The 16,809-nt window shown below is 44.6% G+C and carries 12 protein-coding genes; 1 reads left to right on the top strand and 11 read right to left on the bottom strand.

The annotated features are described in order from the left end of the window. The 7 genes from fsa to CHA01nite_RS00030 all read right to left on the bottom strand — a co-directional run bounded on the left by fsa (position 1) and on the right by CHA01nite_RS00030 (position 11,172). Positions 1-654 carry a fructose-6-phosphate aldolase gene (gene fsa / locus CHA01nite_RS00060; protein ID WP_146939178.1) on the bottom strand — a complete coding sequence of 218 codons (654 nt, stop codon included), beginning with the start codon at positions 652-654 and terminating at the stop codon, positions 1-3. Between the two features lie 197 nt (positions 655-851). Continuing rightward, a complete protein-coding gene (locus CHA01nite_RS00055; RefSeq protein WP_146939177.1) occupies positions 852-2,885 on the bottom strand; it encodes an alpha-glucuronidase in 2,034 nt (677 codons plus the stop codon). A gap of 182 nt (positions 2,886-3,067) precedes the next feature. Beyond that, on the bottom strand, positions 3,068-4,042 hold the full coding sequence (locus CHA01nite_RS00050) for a glycoside hydrolase family 43 protein (protein ID WP_146939176.1): 975 nt from the start codon (positions 4,040-4,042) through the stop codon (positions 3,068-3,070). A gap of 101 nt (positions 4,043-4,143) precedes the next feature. Further along, positions 4,144-5,265 (bottom strand): endo-1,4-beta-xylanase, encoded by a 1,122-nt coding sequence (locus tag CHA01nite_RS00045; RefSeq protein WP_146939175.1) that lies wholly within the window; start codon positions 5,263-5,265, stop codon positions 4,144-4,146. Between the two features lie 104 nt (positions 5,266-5,369). After that, positions 5,370-6,824, bottom strand: a complete 1,455-nt coding sequence (locus tag CHA01nite_RS00040) for an MFS transporter (protein ID WP_146939174.1) — start codon at positions 6,822-6,824, stop codon at positions 5,370-5,372. A 21-nt stretch (positions 6,825-6,845) separates the two neighbouring features. Continuing rightward, complete coding sequence (locus CHA01nite_RS00035) at positions 6,846-8,810, bottom strand: sialate O-acetylesterase (protein ID WP_228458299.1); 1,965 nt, start codon at positions 8,808-8,810, stop codon at positions 6,846-6,848. Next, positions 8,791-11,172 (bottom strand): glycoside hydrolase family 127 protein, encoded by a 2,382-nt coding sequence (locus CHA01nite_RS00030; protein WP_146939173.1) that lies wholly within the window; start codon positions 11,170-11,172, stop codon positions 8,791-8,793. The genes CHA01nite_RS00035 and CHA01nite_RS00030 overlap by 20 nt, the downstream gene beginning before the upstream one ends. Positions 11,173-11,697: 525 nt before the next feature. Between CHA01nite_RS00030 and CHA01nite_RS00025 the strand changes: the two genes are divergently transcribed. Then, on the top strand, positions 11,698-12,384 hold the full coding sequence (locus CHA01nite_RS00025; RefSeq protein WP_146939172.1) for an NUDIX hydrolase: 687 nt from the start codon (positions 11,698-11,700) through the stop codon (positions 12,382-12,384). A gap of 536 nt (positions 12,385-12,920) precedes the next feature. Here the strand turns inward: CHA01nite_RS00025 and CHA01nite_RS00020 are convergent. The 4 genes from CHA01nite_RS00020 to CHA01nite_RS00005 form a co-directional block, all read right to left on the bottom strand. After that, positions 12,921-13,646, bottom strand: a complete 726-nt coding sequence (locus tag CHA01nite_RS00020) for a DUF3108 domain-containing protein (protein ID WP_146939171.1) — start codon at positions 13,644-13,646, stop codon at positions 12,921-12,923. A 286-nt stretch (positions 13,647-13,932) separates the two neighbouring features. Further along, complete coding sequence (locus CHA01nite_RS00015) at positions 13,933-15,840, bottom strand: DUF294 nucleotidyltransferase-like domain-containing protein (protein ID WP_146939170.1); 1,908 nt, start codon at positions 15,838-15,840, stop codon at positions 13,933-13,935. Between the two features lie 4 nt (positions 15,841-15,844). Further along, positions 15,845-16,489: a 3'-5' exonuclease gene (locus CHA01nite_RS00010; protein ID WP_146939169.1), complete on the bottom strand. Its 645-nt coding sequence runs from the start codon at positions 16,487-16,489 to the stop codon at positions 15,845-15,847. Between the two features lie 121 nt (positions 16,490-16,610). Continuing rightward, positions 16,611-16,809: DUF4260 family protein (locus tag CHA01nite_RS00005; RefSeq protein ID WP_146939168.1), on the bottom strand; the 199-nt coding region annotated here is incomplete at its 5' end.

Genomic DNA, 16,809 nt, shown 5'->3' with positions numbered 1-16,809 from the left:
TTACTGCATTTTTTGTGAATCTTTGACGAACTGTTCCAAACCTGAATCTGTCAATGGATGTTTTAGTAATGAAAGTATCGGCTGAATAGGACAAGTCACAACATCAGCACCGATTTTTGCACAGTTGATGATGTGCATCGAGTGGCGGACTGATGCTGCAAGAATTTCAGTTTCATAGCCATAATTATCGAAAATGGTTCTGATTTCCTGAATTAGATTTAAGCTGTCTGTAGAAATATCATCCAGTCTTCCCAGAAACGGAGAAACATAGGTAGCTCCGGCCTTTGCCGCAAGAAGGGCCTGGCCTGCGGAAAAAATCAGCGTACAATTTGTTTTGATTCCTTTGCCGGAGAAATACTTTAAAGCTTTGATTCCATCTTTTATCATTGGGATTTTCACCACAATATTTGAATGGATTTGGGCTAAAATATCGCCTTCTGCAATCATTTCTTCATAGGTTGTAGAAAGAACTTCCGCAGAAATGTCACCATCTACGATGTCGCAGATATCTTTGTAATGTTTTAGAATGGCCTCTTTCCCGCTGATGCCTTCTTTTGCCATAAGTGACGGATTGGTAGTTACACCATCCAGAATTCCCAGGTCATTGGCTTCTTTAATCTGCTCTAAATTGGCCGTGTCGATAAAAAATTTCATTTAATTAAAGTTAGTTTTATATAAGTGTTAATTTTACACTTAATTTAATAAAAAGACAAATCCCTGCTTTTTGCGAAAAGATGAATTGTTTATTTAAAAAATCAGTGCAGCTAAAAATTAAATTTAAATTTTCCGCAGATGGATTTCTGCTTCATCTGCGGAAAAATAGTAGGTATTCATCTGAATTAAAATCCTGATTAATTATGGTGCCCCATATTCAGTTTGATTTTCTTCAGGTCTCCCAGTTCGTTCACCGGACGTTCGATGTCGTACGGAACCGGTCTTTTGGAAAAAGTCTGGAAGTACAGCAGGCAGGCATCTTTCCACCAAACGGCATCTTTTGCCTGGATTTTCAGCCTGGACTGAACTTCGGAGAAACGCTGCTCATCGATGTAAGACTGCATCCGGTCCCAGGTTTTCTGGTATTCCCTTACCTGCTGCACCCCTGAATCGTATTTATAACAGAGCTCATCCCAAAGGGTTTTGCCGTCTTTCATTTTATAATCCCAGGGCACATGATGGAACCAGAGGATCAGGTTTTCCGGGCAGGTCCGGATGTTTCCGTAAATTTCATTCAACGGCGGAAAATACTGGGAAACGGCATTGCTTCCGGTTTGGGTCCGGTCGAAGCCGATTCCCCCGGCATCTGCCTGATGGTAATATACCGGAGACCAGTCGGGCCTTCCCCCTTTATAATCGCCCCATGGTTCAGGACCGTAGTGGTGGTTTCCGGCAAAAATGTGATGAAGGCCCAAAGGCATCATGTAATCCACCACCGTTTCGCGGGAAGTCAGCATCATCTGTTTTACCGGATTTACAAACTCCGGTTTGTCGGTAAAGGTCATCTTAATCCATTCGTCGGCGATCTGCTCTGAAGTCAGTTCATGATTCCAGGCCAGCCTTCCGAAGGCGTACCAGTTGGATTGGGCAAACTGATGGCCGGTCCAGTTGGTATCTTCCCCGATATTGGCCACTGCTGAAATGGCGGTGAGTTTTCCGGGCCTTAAAGTACCGTCGGTAATTTTTGCAATGGTCGATCCTTTTCCGTTGGCATAGGTATCGCTTTCCAGAGTTTCTTTAAACAACGGGGCCAGGTAAGCCAGATGGTTGGCCTGGCCCAGATATTCCTGTGTAATCTGGAACTCTACCATTTCCGGTGTTTTTTTCAACGCTCCGAAAAGCGGGTTAAAAGCTTCTCTCGGCTGAAAATCGATCGGCCCGTTTTTGATCTGGATGATCACATTATCCCTGAATTTTCCGTCCAGCGGAACAAATTCCAGGTAGGCCTGCTTGGCCCGGTCTTCTTTGCTCGGACTGTATACAAACGCCCGCCACATTACGATTCCGCCGTAAGGTTTCAGGATATCGGCCATCATGTTAGCACCGTCGGCATGGGTTCTTCCATAATCCTGTGGTCCCGGCTGCCCTTCGGAATTGGCTTTCACCAAAAATCCTCCGAAGTCCGGGATCAGCTTGTAAATTTCAGCTGCTTTCTCTTTCCACCATTTCTGAACCTCTTTATTCAACGGATCCGAATTCTCTGTTCCGCCCAACACTTTCGGGGAAGAGAAATTTACCGATAGGTATACTTTGATCCCGTAAGGCCTGAAAATATCCGCGAGCACCTTTACTTTTTTCAGGTAGTCTTCACGAAGCATATTCGGAGAAGCGTTCACGTTATTCAATACGGTCGCGTTGATTCCTATTGAAGCATTGGCTCTTGCATATGCTTCATACCTCGGCGAAACCGTATCGGGCAGTTCTTCCCATTTCCATAACGAGTGGCCTGCATATCCGCGCTCGACGCTTCCGTCCAGGTTATCCCAATGGTTCAGGATCCGTACATCGTAAGAAGGCTTTTCGGTAATATTCAGGTTGTTGAGATCCGCGTTGGTCTGCTGCAGCCGAAGAATGTGGTACACGCCGTACAGCAATCCTGATTCCTTCGGTGCTGAAACAACGATCTTTTCAGACGAGGAGGTTATCCGGTAACCGTCTTTCAGGTTTTTCAGGGATTTCTCCAGTCTGAGTTCCACTCCTTGCCCCTGCCAGTGGCCGGTCAGTTCTCTCCGGGCAATATTCAGCATCGGGCTATTGCCTTTAGCCATGATCTTTTCAGGGGATATTCCGTTTTTTGCCGGAAACCGGAGCCAGAGCTGGCTCCCGTCTTCCGCGAAAATCATCATCGGAACCATCAGGAATAAAATAAGATAAGTTCGGAAATGCTGCATCGGGATTTATTGATTTTTTTGATTTGAATTGAACAGGGTCTGCCTGTTGTATTTTTTACCATAGGTTTCACCTATGGCTGTTGTTGTTGAACCCTTCGGGTTCTGATGAAGGAAACAAACTTTGTCAAAGTTTTGAGCTTTGACAAAGTGGATTGCCGGAAAACCTGAAAGGCTGATCAGGTTTACTGATTTTCTTCCAGTCCTTCGATGGTTTTTATTTTACCGTCATTATCATATTCGATTTCCACGACTTTCATGCTTCTAAGCCACGTTCTGCCGCCGCTCGGCACGGAATCATGGAAGAAGAGGTACCATTTCCCTTCAAATTCCACAATGCTGTGATGGGTAGTCCAGCCGACAACCGGCGTCAGGATTTCCCCCTGGAAAGTAAACGGCCCGTACGGATTATCACCGGTCGCATAGCAGATCAGGTGGGTATCTCCCGTAGAATAGGAGAAATAATACTTCCCATTGTATTTGTGCATCCACGAAGCTTCAAAAAAGCGGTGCTGATCACCATGAAGCAATGGATTGCCGTTTTCGTCAAGGATCATCACGTCTTTCGGCTCTTCGCCGAATTCCAGCATATCATTGCTCAGCATCACTACTTTTGATGGGATCGCCGGCTCGTTATCATTCGGGATTACGGCAGATTCAAGGGCTTTGTTGTTCCGGTAACGCTGCAGCTGTCCGCCCCAGATGCCTCCGAAATACATATAATGTTTCCCGTTGTCCTCAAACAGGCAAGGGTCGATGCTGTAGCTTCCCATCATCGGATGTTTTTCCGGAACAAACGGTCCATACGGCTTGTCGCTTACCGCTACGCCGATCCTGAAAATATCGTTCTTATCCTTTAACGGAAAGTACATGTAATATTTACCGTCCTTATGGGCCACGTCACAGTCCCACAACTGTCTACCCGACCATGGAATATCCTTTACCGAAAGGACAACCCCATGATCCGTGATTTCTCCGCTTTCCAAATTATCGAGGGAGAAAACATGGTAATCATTCATATCGAAATGGTCGCCGTTGTCGTTTTCTTCAATGCCGCTTTCACGGTCGTGCGACGGATAGATATAGAGTTTGCCTTCAAAAACATGCACGGAAGGATCCGCCATATAATCTTTCGGGAAAAGGTATTTTGCTTTGTTCATTTTTTATGGTTTACGCTTTTAAATAATAGATTGGTAGATGATACGTCTTGTAATTTAAACCTTCAAGGTTTTGAAAACCTATGAGGTTTGATGGCAGATGATTATTTTTCTTTGGTCAGATCAATAATCTTCTTCACCACGGGTTTTGCCTGGTAGTTTCTATCAAAAAGCAGCGGGTAATCGGTTCTGCCTTTCACGGGGAAATCATTTTTCCAGGACTGGTTGTCGGTAACGCCCCAAAGGGTGACCCTTCTGATTTTATCCTGATGTTTCAGGAACAGCCTGAAGAAATCCAGATAGCGGGTTTCCCATTCCTGCTGCACGTTTTCAGGAAGACCTTTGGTATAAGGGTTCATTTTTGCCTCGTATTCCACTTTATCGGAAACGTTGGCGGAGGTGCCCCATGGTGAAGGAAGGGCACTGATTTCCATTTCGGTAACATTGACCTTTACTCCGGCTGCCGCGTACTCGGTGATGGCTTTTTCATATTCTTCCAGTTTCGGATTGTCGAGTCCGACGTGGGTCTGCATGCCTACTCCATCGATCCGGATTCCTCTGGATTTGAGATCTCTGACGATTTTATTAACGGTCTTTACCTTCTCCGGGAACCATTCATTGTAATCGTTATAGTATAGTTCGGCATTCGGGTCAGCTTCCTGTGCGTACTGAAAAGCTAACGGGATAAATTCCTCACCCAGGATTTCGTAGAACTTCGATTTCCGGTAGGTTCCGTCTTCCATGATGGCTTCGTTCACGACATCCCAGCCTTTTACCCGGCCTTTGTACCGGCCCACCAAAGTGGAGATATGGCTTTTCATCCGCTGTTTCAGGACTTCCGGTGAAACATCTTTCCCGTCTTTGCCTACGAAAAACCATTTCGGCAACTGGGAATGCCAGATCAGGGTATGACCGATGATGAACATCTTGTTTTTCTCTCCGAACGCTACAAATTGATCGGCATCACCAAAGAAAAACTTACCTTCCTGCGGCTGGATGAACATGGATTTCATACAGTTTTCAGCCACGATGGAACTGAACTGTTTTCTGATAATACCGTCGGATTTTACATCAGTACCGTCGATTTGCGGAAGGCTCATGGCCGTTCCGATATAAAATTTATTTTTAAAGGCATCTCTCAGGGAATCGCCGGAGGACGCGGTCTGGGCCGTTTTACACGAAACCGTAAGGGCTAAGATTCCTAATACTGCAATGGCTTTCTTCATAATTATTTTTTATAATTTATCTATTAACAGGTCGCCTCCGGGAGGCTTAATTGATGGCATGCTGGTATTGCTATTAACAGGTCGCTCCTACGGAGCTTAAAGTATCAATCCTCCTTTCTCCTTCTATATTTAAGATCCTGCTCGATCTGCACTTCCATCTTTTTATTGATTTTATAGAAAAACAGCAGGCCGCAGGATAGGAAGAACGGAATGGCCGGGAAAATACTCACCAGCATTTTGGCTCCGGCAGCTACGGTTTCCGGCTGTACCACATTCTGAGCTCCTTCGGAAGAAATGTAGCCATAATGCCCGATAATGGAAGAGACCAGTGAACTTCCGATGCTCAGTCCGACCTTTAGCCCGACCATCATGGCTGAAAAGATAATTGCGGTTGCGCGTCTGTTGTTTTTCCACTCGGAATAGTCGGCCACATCGGCAATCATGGCCCAAAGGAGCGGGGTGCTGATCCCGTAAAAGAATCCGTGAAAGATCTGGGACAGGAACATCAATCCTACCGACTCCGGCGGATATAAGATGAAAGCCAGGACGAATAAAGTGGAAATAAACAAGGAAGCGATGAAAGCATCTCTTTTCCCGTATTTATCGGCAAATCTTTTGGAGAAGGTAATGCCGACAATCATCATGATAATTCCTCCGGCATTAAAAAGACCGAATCCTGCTGATCTCGGATCTTCGCCAAAGAAATTCATCCCGATGGAATTGAAAAAGTTCGTGATCGGTGAAATAAAAGAGGCCAGAGCCGGTTCATCCACGTAATTGTTGAAGTAGTAAACATACGAACCACCTTTCATCGCCAGGGTAATGAAAATCAGTGCCGTTACGGTAAGCATAATGATCCACGGCTTATTTCTGGAAAGGTCTTTCAGGTCTTCTTTCAGGCTTGATTTCTGATCGGAAGTCGGAATGATCCTTTCTTTCGTAGTGAAAAAAGTAATCAGCAACATCACCGAACCGATGATGGCCAGCCAGGTCATCACCGTTTCAATACCGGCAGCCTTATCTCCATGTCCTGCAGAAAGGATAATCGGCAGCATAAATACCTGCACGAAAAACTGGGCAAACATTACCGCTACGAAACGGTAGGAAGAAATACTGTTACGTTCTCCCATGTCACCGGTAATTACCCCGCTCAATGCGGCGTACGGCAGGTTATTAGCTGCATAAAGCAATAAGAGCAGGGAATAAGTAGCCGCTGCATAGATCATTTTTCCTTTATATGAAAAACCGGGTGTGCTGAATGCGAGTAAGGCTGCAATTCCCAGGGGAACGGCCGTAAATAAAATCCACGGACGGAATTTTCCCCATTTGGTTTTGGTACGGTCTGCCAGAGCGCCAATGACCGGATTGAATCCGAATCCTGCAATGAGACCTACGATTAAGGTGATGATGGAAGCATCTTCCGGCTTCAGTCCGTAAATATCGGTATAAAAATAAGCGAGGTACGTCACCAGGGTCTGAAAAACAAGATTGGCCGCAAGGTCACCTAAGCTGTAGCCTATTTTTTCTGTTACTGATATTTTCTGTGGATGATTATTCATTTTTAAAATATGAAGATTAAATTAATTTTTTTCTGTTGTAAACGGTGAAGCAGGAAGCCCGGCTGTATTTCTGAGGTTGCCGTCCGGATTATCTGCCCAGTCGTAGCGTACGGCAACCGGATGGCTGACCTTATCGCTCCAGACAACAACTTTATTGCCCTCCGTTTTGGCTTTCGCCCATTGGTATTTACCGTCCTGACCTTTGACGGCAAAGCCTTTCAGTTCTGAAACAGATGCCAGCTGAGCGGTTCCGGGTTTAAAGGAAAGGATGACCTTGCTGCCTTCGGTTTTCATGGATTCGTACACGGGTCCGTCGGCTACGATATTTTTTTTATCGGCGATTTTAAGGGCCTGTAAAGCCAGGCGGTCACCGACTGCTTTTTTATTCAGCGGATGGATGTCATTCCACTCCCCTACGTCGATGGTTACGGCCAGGCCTGCATTCGGCACGGTCTGGGAAACCAGGCGTTGCTGGTCTCTGAGTTCCGCCCAGTTGCTTTCGATCGGCTGGCTCCTGGATTCCATGAAGTTGGCGAGCTGCACAATAAGGAACGGAGCATTCTGCTCATTCCATTTATTGCGCCAGTCGGTGATCATGGTGGTCAGCAGGTCGCCGTATTCTTTCGGTTTTCCGGTATTGCTTTCGCCCTGATACCAAAGGAATCCTTTTACTTTATAGTTAGTGAGCGGATTGATCATCGAATTGTACAGTCCGGTAGGTTTCCACCGGATAAAGGTCTGCCCGGGAGCCACGCCCGACATTTTTGCCCCGACTTTATATTTCCAGTTTCCGGTAAGGTCTATCTTCTGACCTCCGATTTCCAGGTAATACGGTTTATCGGCAATGAACTGCCCTCTTCCGCTTCCATTGGTAATCCGTACGGTAATGATGTTTTTTCCGTCCTTCAGTACACCTGCCGGAACGTCGTACCAACGCGGAGGATATTCATAGGTTACATTTCCGACTTTCACGCCGTTGATGTAAGTAACATCGGCATCTTTGATCCTTCCTAAATTCAAAAAGGCCGTTTTCGCAGATGATCCGGCCGGCACATTGATTTCTTTTCTCAGCCAGACCGTTCCGTCGAACGATCCTTCCTGGTCTTCCCAGGATCCGGGAACTTTCATGGTTTTCCATGCTGAATCATCAACTTCCGCTTTTTCCCAGTGTTGCGCTATTCCGGGATCGTTACGGTCAAGTTCGCTGTACCAGGCTCTGCTGGCTAGCTGCTCGCCGGATTCAGTAGATTTGATCAGATCATCATCCTGCCATTTTTTGGCTTCTTCCAGGTATTCAGGATACTTTTTCAGGGAATTGGTATCCATCCAGGCCTGAACCGGAGATCCTCCGAGACTGGTGTGGATGATGCCTACCGGAACTTTATTTTCGGTATTGATTTCTTTAGCAAAAAAATAAGCCACTCCGGAAAAATCCAGGATGGTCTGTGGATCGGCAGACTGCCACTTTCCGCCGTCGAGCTCCGTCTGCGGCATTTTGAAATTGTATTTTTGGGGCACCGTAAAGAACCGGATGCTTTTATTGTTGGCCTTCTTTATCTCTTCACTATACAAAGGCGTCAGCCTCCGCATCGGAAGCTCCATATTGGATTGTCCGGAAGCTACCCATACATCACCGATCAGGATATCTTTCAGCGTGATTTCATTGATGGTCATTACATACGGTCCGCCGGCCTTTAATTGGGGAAGCATGATGTTCCAGTTTCCGCTTTTGTCGGCATTGGTCGTATAGGTCTTGTTTAAAAACTTCACGTTCACCTTTTCACCGGCATCGGCAGAACCCCAGATTTTCAGCGGCATGTTCCGCTGCAGGATCATCCCGTCCGAAACCAGGGCAGGAAGCTTTACTTTAGCTTCCATCATGGAGAGGCTGAAGAGACTGACGATCAGAAAAGAGGCTTTTTTAGACTTATGGATATTCATGGAATGATAGGTTCTGTTATTGGATTTACTGAATGGATTTTTCATAGTTTTGGGTAAGAAGGCGGACTTCAATAATCCTTGAGGTCGTGGCCTGATCCTCCGCAGAGAATTTTACCGTAAGGCTTTCTTTGTTCTTTTCGGAATCCGGCACCGGCAAAAGAAGGTACTGCGGTGAATTTCCGGCTTTGCCTTCGAGTTTTTTAGCAACGATTTTCTTTCCGTTGATTTCGGCATTTAACATACGTCCGGCATTATTGTCGAAATAGAGAACATACAGGAAAGCTGCGTTTTTTCCGGGATTTTTCATGCGATAACTGAACCAGCCTTTGGCATCACGGAAATGGCGGTCTTCCATATATCCGGTGTTGGAATCCTTGCTTTCAAAGAAATGATCGGATTCCGGCTGCTGCTCTCCCAGCTGGATTTTATCGGCAGTAATCAGGTCAAGCTTTCTTGTTTCGGCTTCTTCCTGTGCTCTCTGTTTCTGTAAGGCCTGTATCTTGTCCCGGTCTGCCTGCGGCCAGTAAATGATATACCGTTCTTCCCGGATGGTATAAAACGGAACCAGCCGAAGCCCATTGCCGAATTTTTCGGAAGGATACAATCCGTTGACGCTGAACGAAAGGTTTGTGCCGTTTACCGGCTGAATATGATCCAGTACTTCGGAAGCATTGCCTTCGATCACCGGAATTTCATTTAAAGGGATTTGTGGACCGTGGGCAATATGCCCGCCGCGGCTTTCGTCGGCCAGAAGCCCCTGCTGGTTTTCTTTTCCGTAGGGAGCGGCCAGAACCACGGGACCATATTTAAAAGCATAATAATCCGAATGATCCGGCAGCTGCTCCGCCGTAAGATGCATCGGCATTTTCATTTCCACGGCATCGCCTTTTTTCCATTTCTTTTTGATGTTGATGTAGCCATCGGAGTCGACAGATACCTTTATATTTTCTGAATTAATGGAAACGGTTATTTGTGAAGCATTCGTCCATTCCGGCACCCTCAGTTTAAGGTTGATTCCGGATTTCGGAGCGACTTCAAAAACCAATTTTGTAGAAGGATTCTGCGGGAAATTGTTTTCCTGTTTCAGCACCATTTTCTTCTCCGCCCATTTCAGGACGGATGGGATAAAAAGGTTTACATACAGGTCGTTGTCCGTGTGCGCATAAATCATTTCGCCGTATTTGGCATGGTTCTCCATTCCTGATCCGACACAGCACCAGAAGCTCGTCTGCGGCTGAGAATATACTCTGTAATGTCCGGGACGCATCGGTGTAAAATACACGAACCCGCCTCTGTCATGATTTTCCGTAGACAGGATATGGTTGTACAGGGCCCGCTCATAGTAATCCATATAATAGGATTTAGGCAGGGTGGCAAAAAGCTGTCCCGTAAGCTTCAGCATATTGTAGGTATTGCAGGTTTCAGGGCCTTCAATGCTTTTGATCATGCTGCTGAAATCGCTGACCGGATTGAAATGCTCGCTTACACTGTTTCCCCCGATGGCGGAAGATCTTTTTTCAGTGACGTTATGCCAGAAAAAATCGGTGGCCGCATTCCAGGAAGCATTATTTTCAAGATCGGCAATGCGTTTGTAGCCGATGACTTTCGGGATCTGCGTATTGGCATGGATTCCCGTAAGTTGATCTTCACCGTTCAGCAGCGGGTTCAGGATCGCCTGGTGCGAAAACTGGTGTGCCAGCTGAAGGTATTTTTTATTCTTGGTCATATCGTAAACATCGGCGAAGACTTCATTCAGTCCGCCGTGCTCACTTCGGAGCATATCCTGGATCTGCCCGTCGGAAAGACCGGAGACTTCATTCGCCATCCAGTCCGTTAATCGTATCAGCATCTCTTTTGCCTTCTGATTTCCGGCATACCAATAGGCATCGCGAAGTCCGGAATAGGTTTTATGGATATTGTATAAAGGTACCCAGCGGTCATTCAGTCCGAACCCGGAAGCCCGGATATTTCCTGCGGCAATTTCGTTCCAGATTTTTTTGCCGTTCGGAACTCCGGAAACATAACCGTTTCCTGAAGCTTTCTGGCATCGTTCCAGCTCATCGATCATGTAGTCAAGACGCTGCTTTACCCGGGTATCGCCTGTAGAGGCATACATCAGTGCCAGGGCTGATAGATAATGTCCGCCGATATGGCCGTCCAGTCCCGTATTTTCCCAGTTGGGATAATTCGCAGCCTTGGCGGAGAGGCCGGCCTCCTTCAGGTAAGGTGCCAGCAACCGGTCCGGTTCTATTGCCATGATGTACCTTTTATCCGCCTGCATGGCTTTGTTGAAGACACTTTCTGTCAGCTGCACGGTATTCAATGGAAAATACCGGATGTTCTTCTTTACCTGAGCAAAGGTAACAGCCGTAAAACCCAGGAATAATAAAGACAGTTTTTTATTCATTAATAAATGTTATTTCAACATTTCTAAAATAACGGAAAGAATCTATATACAAAACATTTTACAGGAATGAGGGAACAGACCGTTAGCGGAATGTGTTTTTACAAGGCGTGGAAACAGACAAAACCGCCATGCCTTATCATAAAAAATAAGATTATTAAAAACAGGGTATATCAGATCGATACCCCGAAACCGGCACTATTTAAAACAGATAAGAAGTATTTATAGAAAATCATTAATTATATCCGGAATTACTTATCGTATTTTTAAGATTAAGTATGAAAAGGCTTTTCCGGTAAGCTACATTTACAAATTGTTAAACTTTAACACAATTTTAACATTACGTTCATATAGATTTAATGGGTTTTGAATGATTTTTTCAGATTCCGGCTGCATTATTTATTCCCAAAAATGGTTCTCAGACCCGGTATTTTAAAAAATTACAGAATATTCTACATAAAAGTGTAAAAAGCACATTTGTTTCCGGACTTCCCGTCATAAAGCTTTATCTTTGTATAAAATAATACGATGGAACAGGATTATTCACAATATCCCAGACATTTGGTTGCAGTAGACTGCATTATATTCGGATTTGACGGTGAGCACCTGAAGATTCTTCTGGTTAAAAGGAATTTCGAGCCCCAGCTGGGAGAATGGTCGCTGATGGGAGGTTTTGTCGGGAATGAAGAAAATGCCGATGAAGCGGCTCAAAGGGTTCTCCATACCCTTACCGGGCTTGAAAACATATACCTGGAACAGCTGAATTCCTATACCGAAATCCATCGCGAACCCACGGCACGGATTATTTCCATCTCGTACTATGCCCTGATCCATATTGAAAAAGATCTTCAGATCAATGAAAACTACAGTGCGCAATGGTTTGACCTTCAGAATGCACCGGATCTTATTTTCGACCACAATGAAATGGTAAAAGATGCGGTCCTGAGGCTGAGAAGAAGGGCTTCCACACGGCCGATCGGATTCGAGCTGCTGCCCCCAAAATTTACCATGAAAGATCTTCAGAACCTGTATGAAGCGATCTTCAGTGAAACCTTCGATAAACGGAACTTTACCAGCAAGATCAACGGAATGGACATCCTCGTGAAAACGGATGAGAAAGATATGACCTCATCGAAAAAAGGGTCTTTCCTCTATCGTTTCGATGAGAAAAAATACAATAAAAAGATTTCGCAGGGATTTATGTTTAAAATGTAGATGTTTTTTTGCACATAAGACACATTAGATTTTAGTGTAATGTATTTCGTCTATTTTTAGATCACATAAGATGAAACCCCTTCGAGGTTTCTGCGATTCACATATTACAAAGATGGTTGAGGCAAAATCGAAATTTTATTAACGTCATCATTCAACTATTGCCCCGGTGACTGAGCGAAGCCAAAGCCACGCCATCATTTGTAAAATCTGACTATCCTGTTTCTAATATCTAGATTTTAAATAAGTTAACAGCCTCCAAATAAAAATCCTTTCAATTAAAGTTCTGAAAGGATTTTTAGATATTCCAAGGTTAAATTAACGTGTATTTGACCATACTAACGTCATATTCTGATATTTTCTAAATTCAAAAAAATAAAATTAAGGCTGATTCAGTAAATAAAATGAATTTTTATAGCATGACGAAAGATGCAGTTTGATCATCAGGACCGGTTGATCATACTGACATGAGAAACTTCCGGCATCCTGCATCCCTCTTCCAGCCATTTTATCCGAATTTTACTTCGAGTTCACATAAATCATAATCTTTCCATCATCATTTTTCTCGGTCCCATATCCACTTCCTGTTTCAGGAGTTCTCGGGTTCTGCTGTCGATATAATAGGTATTCAATGCTTTATTTTGTGAGATATCATCCGTTACGGAAACCATCCACACCGGCTTGTTTTTGTACATCCCTTTTTTTGTTCCGGTAACATGCGCTTTCATGATGCCTTTCCCCGATGCAGGATTGTAATCGAAGATGGCCATTTCGGTCGTGTAGCCCTCTTTCAGTGGAAGCCAGCGGATCAGCTGTGTATACAGATTACTGTCGAAAAATTTTCCTTCAGTGGTTTCATTGATTTCAGTCCTGTTATTTTTCTTCTTATCGAGATAATATCCGGTCACTGTATTTTTCTTTCCAAAGTCCAGCATCATATCGCGCTGAACATTGAAAGAGGTGTGTTTCACCGGAGCAAAACCGGGATACGTTGCTACGGTTTCGTCTTTCCAGTCCGGCATATTTTTCATTTTAACCGTCGTATGTACGGTAATACGGTTATCCGATTTCATGATTTTGGTCTCCACTTTTCCGATTTCCACTTTTGTCGTATCCTTCTGTGCATACCAAACCATTGAATAATCTTCGTTTTTAACCAGAGAGCGGTCTACCTGATTTTTTTCCGGTGTCTGAATGGTCTGCTGGGCATTTGAGAAGGCCGGTTGAAAAAAAAGCAACAGAGGAAGAAACTTCAATAATTTCATAAGTTTATTTTTAATAATTAGTGAAGAAACCTTTTGAATTGTTACAGAATTCTGAAATTTAATATTGTTCTATTTTATTTTGTAGAGATAAATCTTCTAATTTTGCAAGATCAATTGTGCATGATTTAATGGTGAGAACGTTGCTGCTATTTGAGGGCTTGTTCATGACTATTGTTTTCGATTATCGGGCTATACCCAATGCTGATTTAAGTCGCCCTTTCAGAACTTTCTGTTTATTATAAAAACTATTTTTCATAGAAAAAATCAACTTCTAACGGCATTGAAATCAGGACAGGCTTCCTGTGAATTTCATCCGGATGCCCTGCTGGAAATTGCTGATGGTTTTAAAAATCTCAGTCAGCGTTACGCGTTCGATTTTGGTGAGCCGGCTGATCTCAATGTAATTGTCCGGCATTTTCTTTTCAATATTGATCTGATACACCTGGTTTTTCAGGCGCAGTGCCATCAGGTAATAATAGGAATGGTGAAGCTCCTGGTACTGTTCCCTGGTAAAGACCCCGGCACTGAGAAGTTCCTTCATGCGTTCGCCGGTATTTTCACTGTTGATGCCGTTTTTTAAAGCATAGACCCGGAGCAGGTCTACGATCGGGCTCATGGCGGTTTTGATGTCGAAAACCTCTGCTTTACCGATGGTCTGGGTCTTAATCCGTTTGAAAAAAGTCAGGGGTGCTTCGTACTGGAGGGCATTTTTTGCAATAAAGGTAAAAAACCTTTCGTTCGGAATCCGAAGCTGATCCTGAATAAAATCTTTCAGTTCGTTGATGATGTTTTCTTCCCCGTAGATATACCGGCAGTCGAAAAGGGTGGAAAACTTCATGGCATTTTCGGGAACGGTCTCATTGATCCACTCTTCGTAATTCCGTTTCCAGTGGGACAGCGAATGCGTCCATTTCGGATTGCTGGCCATGAATTCACCTTTGCAATAGACAAAACCGATGGTATTCAGGTCATCCGAAACCCTTTTGGCAAAAGCAAGAAAGTATTCACGCACCATTTCGCGGTGTTCATTGGCTTTGTCTTCGTAGATGATGCCGTTGTCCTGATCGGTGCTCAGCGTCTGCTCTTTCCGTCCTTCGCTTCCGGTAACCATGAAAACGAATTTGGCCGGTGGCCTACCGATCTGGCGGATCACATTTTCAATAACTTTTACCGTAATGGTATCGGCAATTGTGGTGATGATCTGACTGGCAATTTCCCCATGGACGCCGCGGCCCAGGAGCTGGTTGATCATATCGGGAACCTGAAGCCATTTTTTTCTGAGTTCCGCCGGAGTTGCGGCCTGCTTTACCGACTGGATAAAGACCAGCGGCGACTGTGCCTGCTCGCTCAGCAAACGGTTTCTGCTCAGAAATCCGGCCATTTCACCATCTTTTTCTACCAGCAGATACCGGGTTTTGGTTTTAAACATCATCAGCACTGCTTCGTACAGATAAGCCTCACTGGAAATGGAAACAATGGGATTATCCATCACTTGGGCCACCGCCTTTTGCGGATCAATACATCGGGCAATCACATTGTCGCGAAGGGTGATATCCGTAACGTAACCGGTAATTTTCTGATCGTTCAGGCGACGGATAAATAAACAGCTTACCTTATTTTTCGCCATAATCCGGGCCGCTTCAAAAATTGGGGTACTCTCCGTACACGAAACGATATCTTTAAAGGCAATGCTTGCTATTTTCCTGGAATACAGCTGGTCTGCAGCAAAATAGCTTTCTTCAAAAGATGCCGGGGTCTTCACAAAATGCGCGAATTCTTCATCCAGCATTTTCTTACCGAAATCCGATGTAAAATAATGAAAGAAATCTTCATAGGCATTGCAGAGTTCCGTGAATTCCTTTTTGGGCAAAGTATAGACAACAGTTCCTTTTTTTGCCATTACCGACTTCAGCGCACGCACCCTGTTCAGCACTACGGAAATTCCGCCAAAACAATAAGGCGAATGGTGAATTTCTACGCACCTTTTATTCTGGGAAGCGTCAAAGAAAAAAGTCTGGTATTCACCTTGCATGATCACATCCACCCCCTGCATTTCGGTGACTTCCTGATGGTAGGCTAATGTTTCTTTATGAAATATTCTTTTCTGCATGCTTTCGGAAACTTCCTGCAGCACGCTTTCAGGCAAAAGGCTGAAAGGCGGGGTCCTTTGTAAAAGCGGGATCAGATGTTCCATGAATTTATCGGGATTTTAAAACGGGAAAATGTAAGGCAGCAGCGATCATCCGGTGTTTTTCCTTAAGATCGATTTCGGTAATGCGCTTTTGCCTGCGGATTTCGAAAAAGCAGCGGGCGGTCATTCCGGCATCAACAATAGCATTATGGGAAGGTTCCGCCGTTTCATTCAGCAGATAACAACAGAACTCCGGTAAGCGCATACCGGTTTTCGCGGTTCCGGACGTATATTCCCTGCTTTTCAGCATCGTACAGTAAAAACGATGGTCTCCGAACGGATTAGTCAAACCTGCTCTCAGAAAATCTGCTGACAGGATATGCAGGTCGAATTCCAGGAAATGCCCTATGATCAAAGGATGGTATTTTACAAGATCTCCGGCAAGATCAGCCAGTACTTCCCTTCTGCTCCTTCCTCTGGATCTAAGAAATTCTTCGGTGATGCCATGTACCCTGAACGATTCGTCACTGATCACCAGATCCTGCTCAAAAATATACCGGTCTGCCCTTTTGATCTCCGTTCCGTCTTCGAAACAGAGAATCCAGGACACCTGAACCGCAGAAGGCCAGTTTCCGGTGTCAGCGTACGGAAGGTCCCAGCGTTTGGGAACGGCCGTGGTTTCCGTATCGATAAATAAGAGGTAAGGATTCACTGGAAATGTTTATACAAATGTAAGTATTAATCGTATTTCATTCTGTTTCGGAAGTAAAAATTTTCAAACAGTCAATAAAGATTTTATTGTCTCATACCGTTTGGATATCCCTGTTTCGGATTTAATCTTTTTTCCCGATCCATCCCAGGTGGGTGTGCCTGAAATCATCACTGAATTTTAATCCGTATCCAAAAATCCGATCCATGGACGAGTGGCCTAATAGTATAATTCCTGCTAGTTCAACAAGTCGAATATTAAATGAGAATCCGGCCATCAAAACAAGAATAGCCACCAGTTTGTGGTGGAAAAAATTGTAAGAA

The organism is Chryseobacterium hagamense, assembly GCF_007991455.1.
In the GTDB taxonomy this organism is placed as follows: domain Bacteria; phylum Bacteroidota; class Bacteroidia; order Flavobacteriales; family Weeksellaceae; genus Chryseobacterium; species Chryseobacterium hagamense.
Note: the sequence above shows the minus strand (reverse complement) of the source record. Positions and strands in the feature narration are given on the sequence as shown.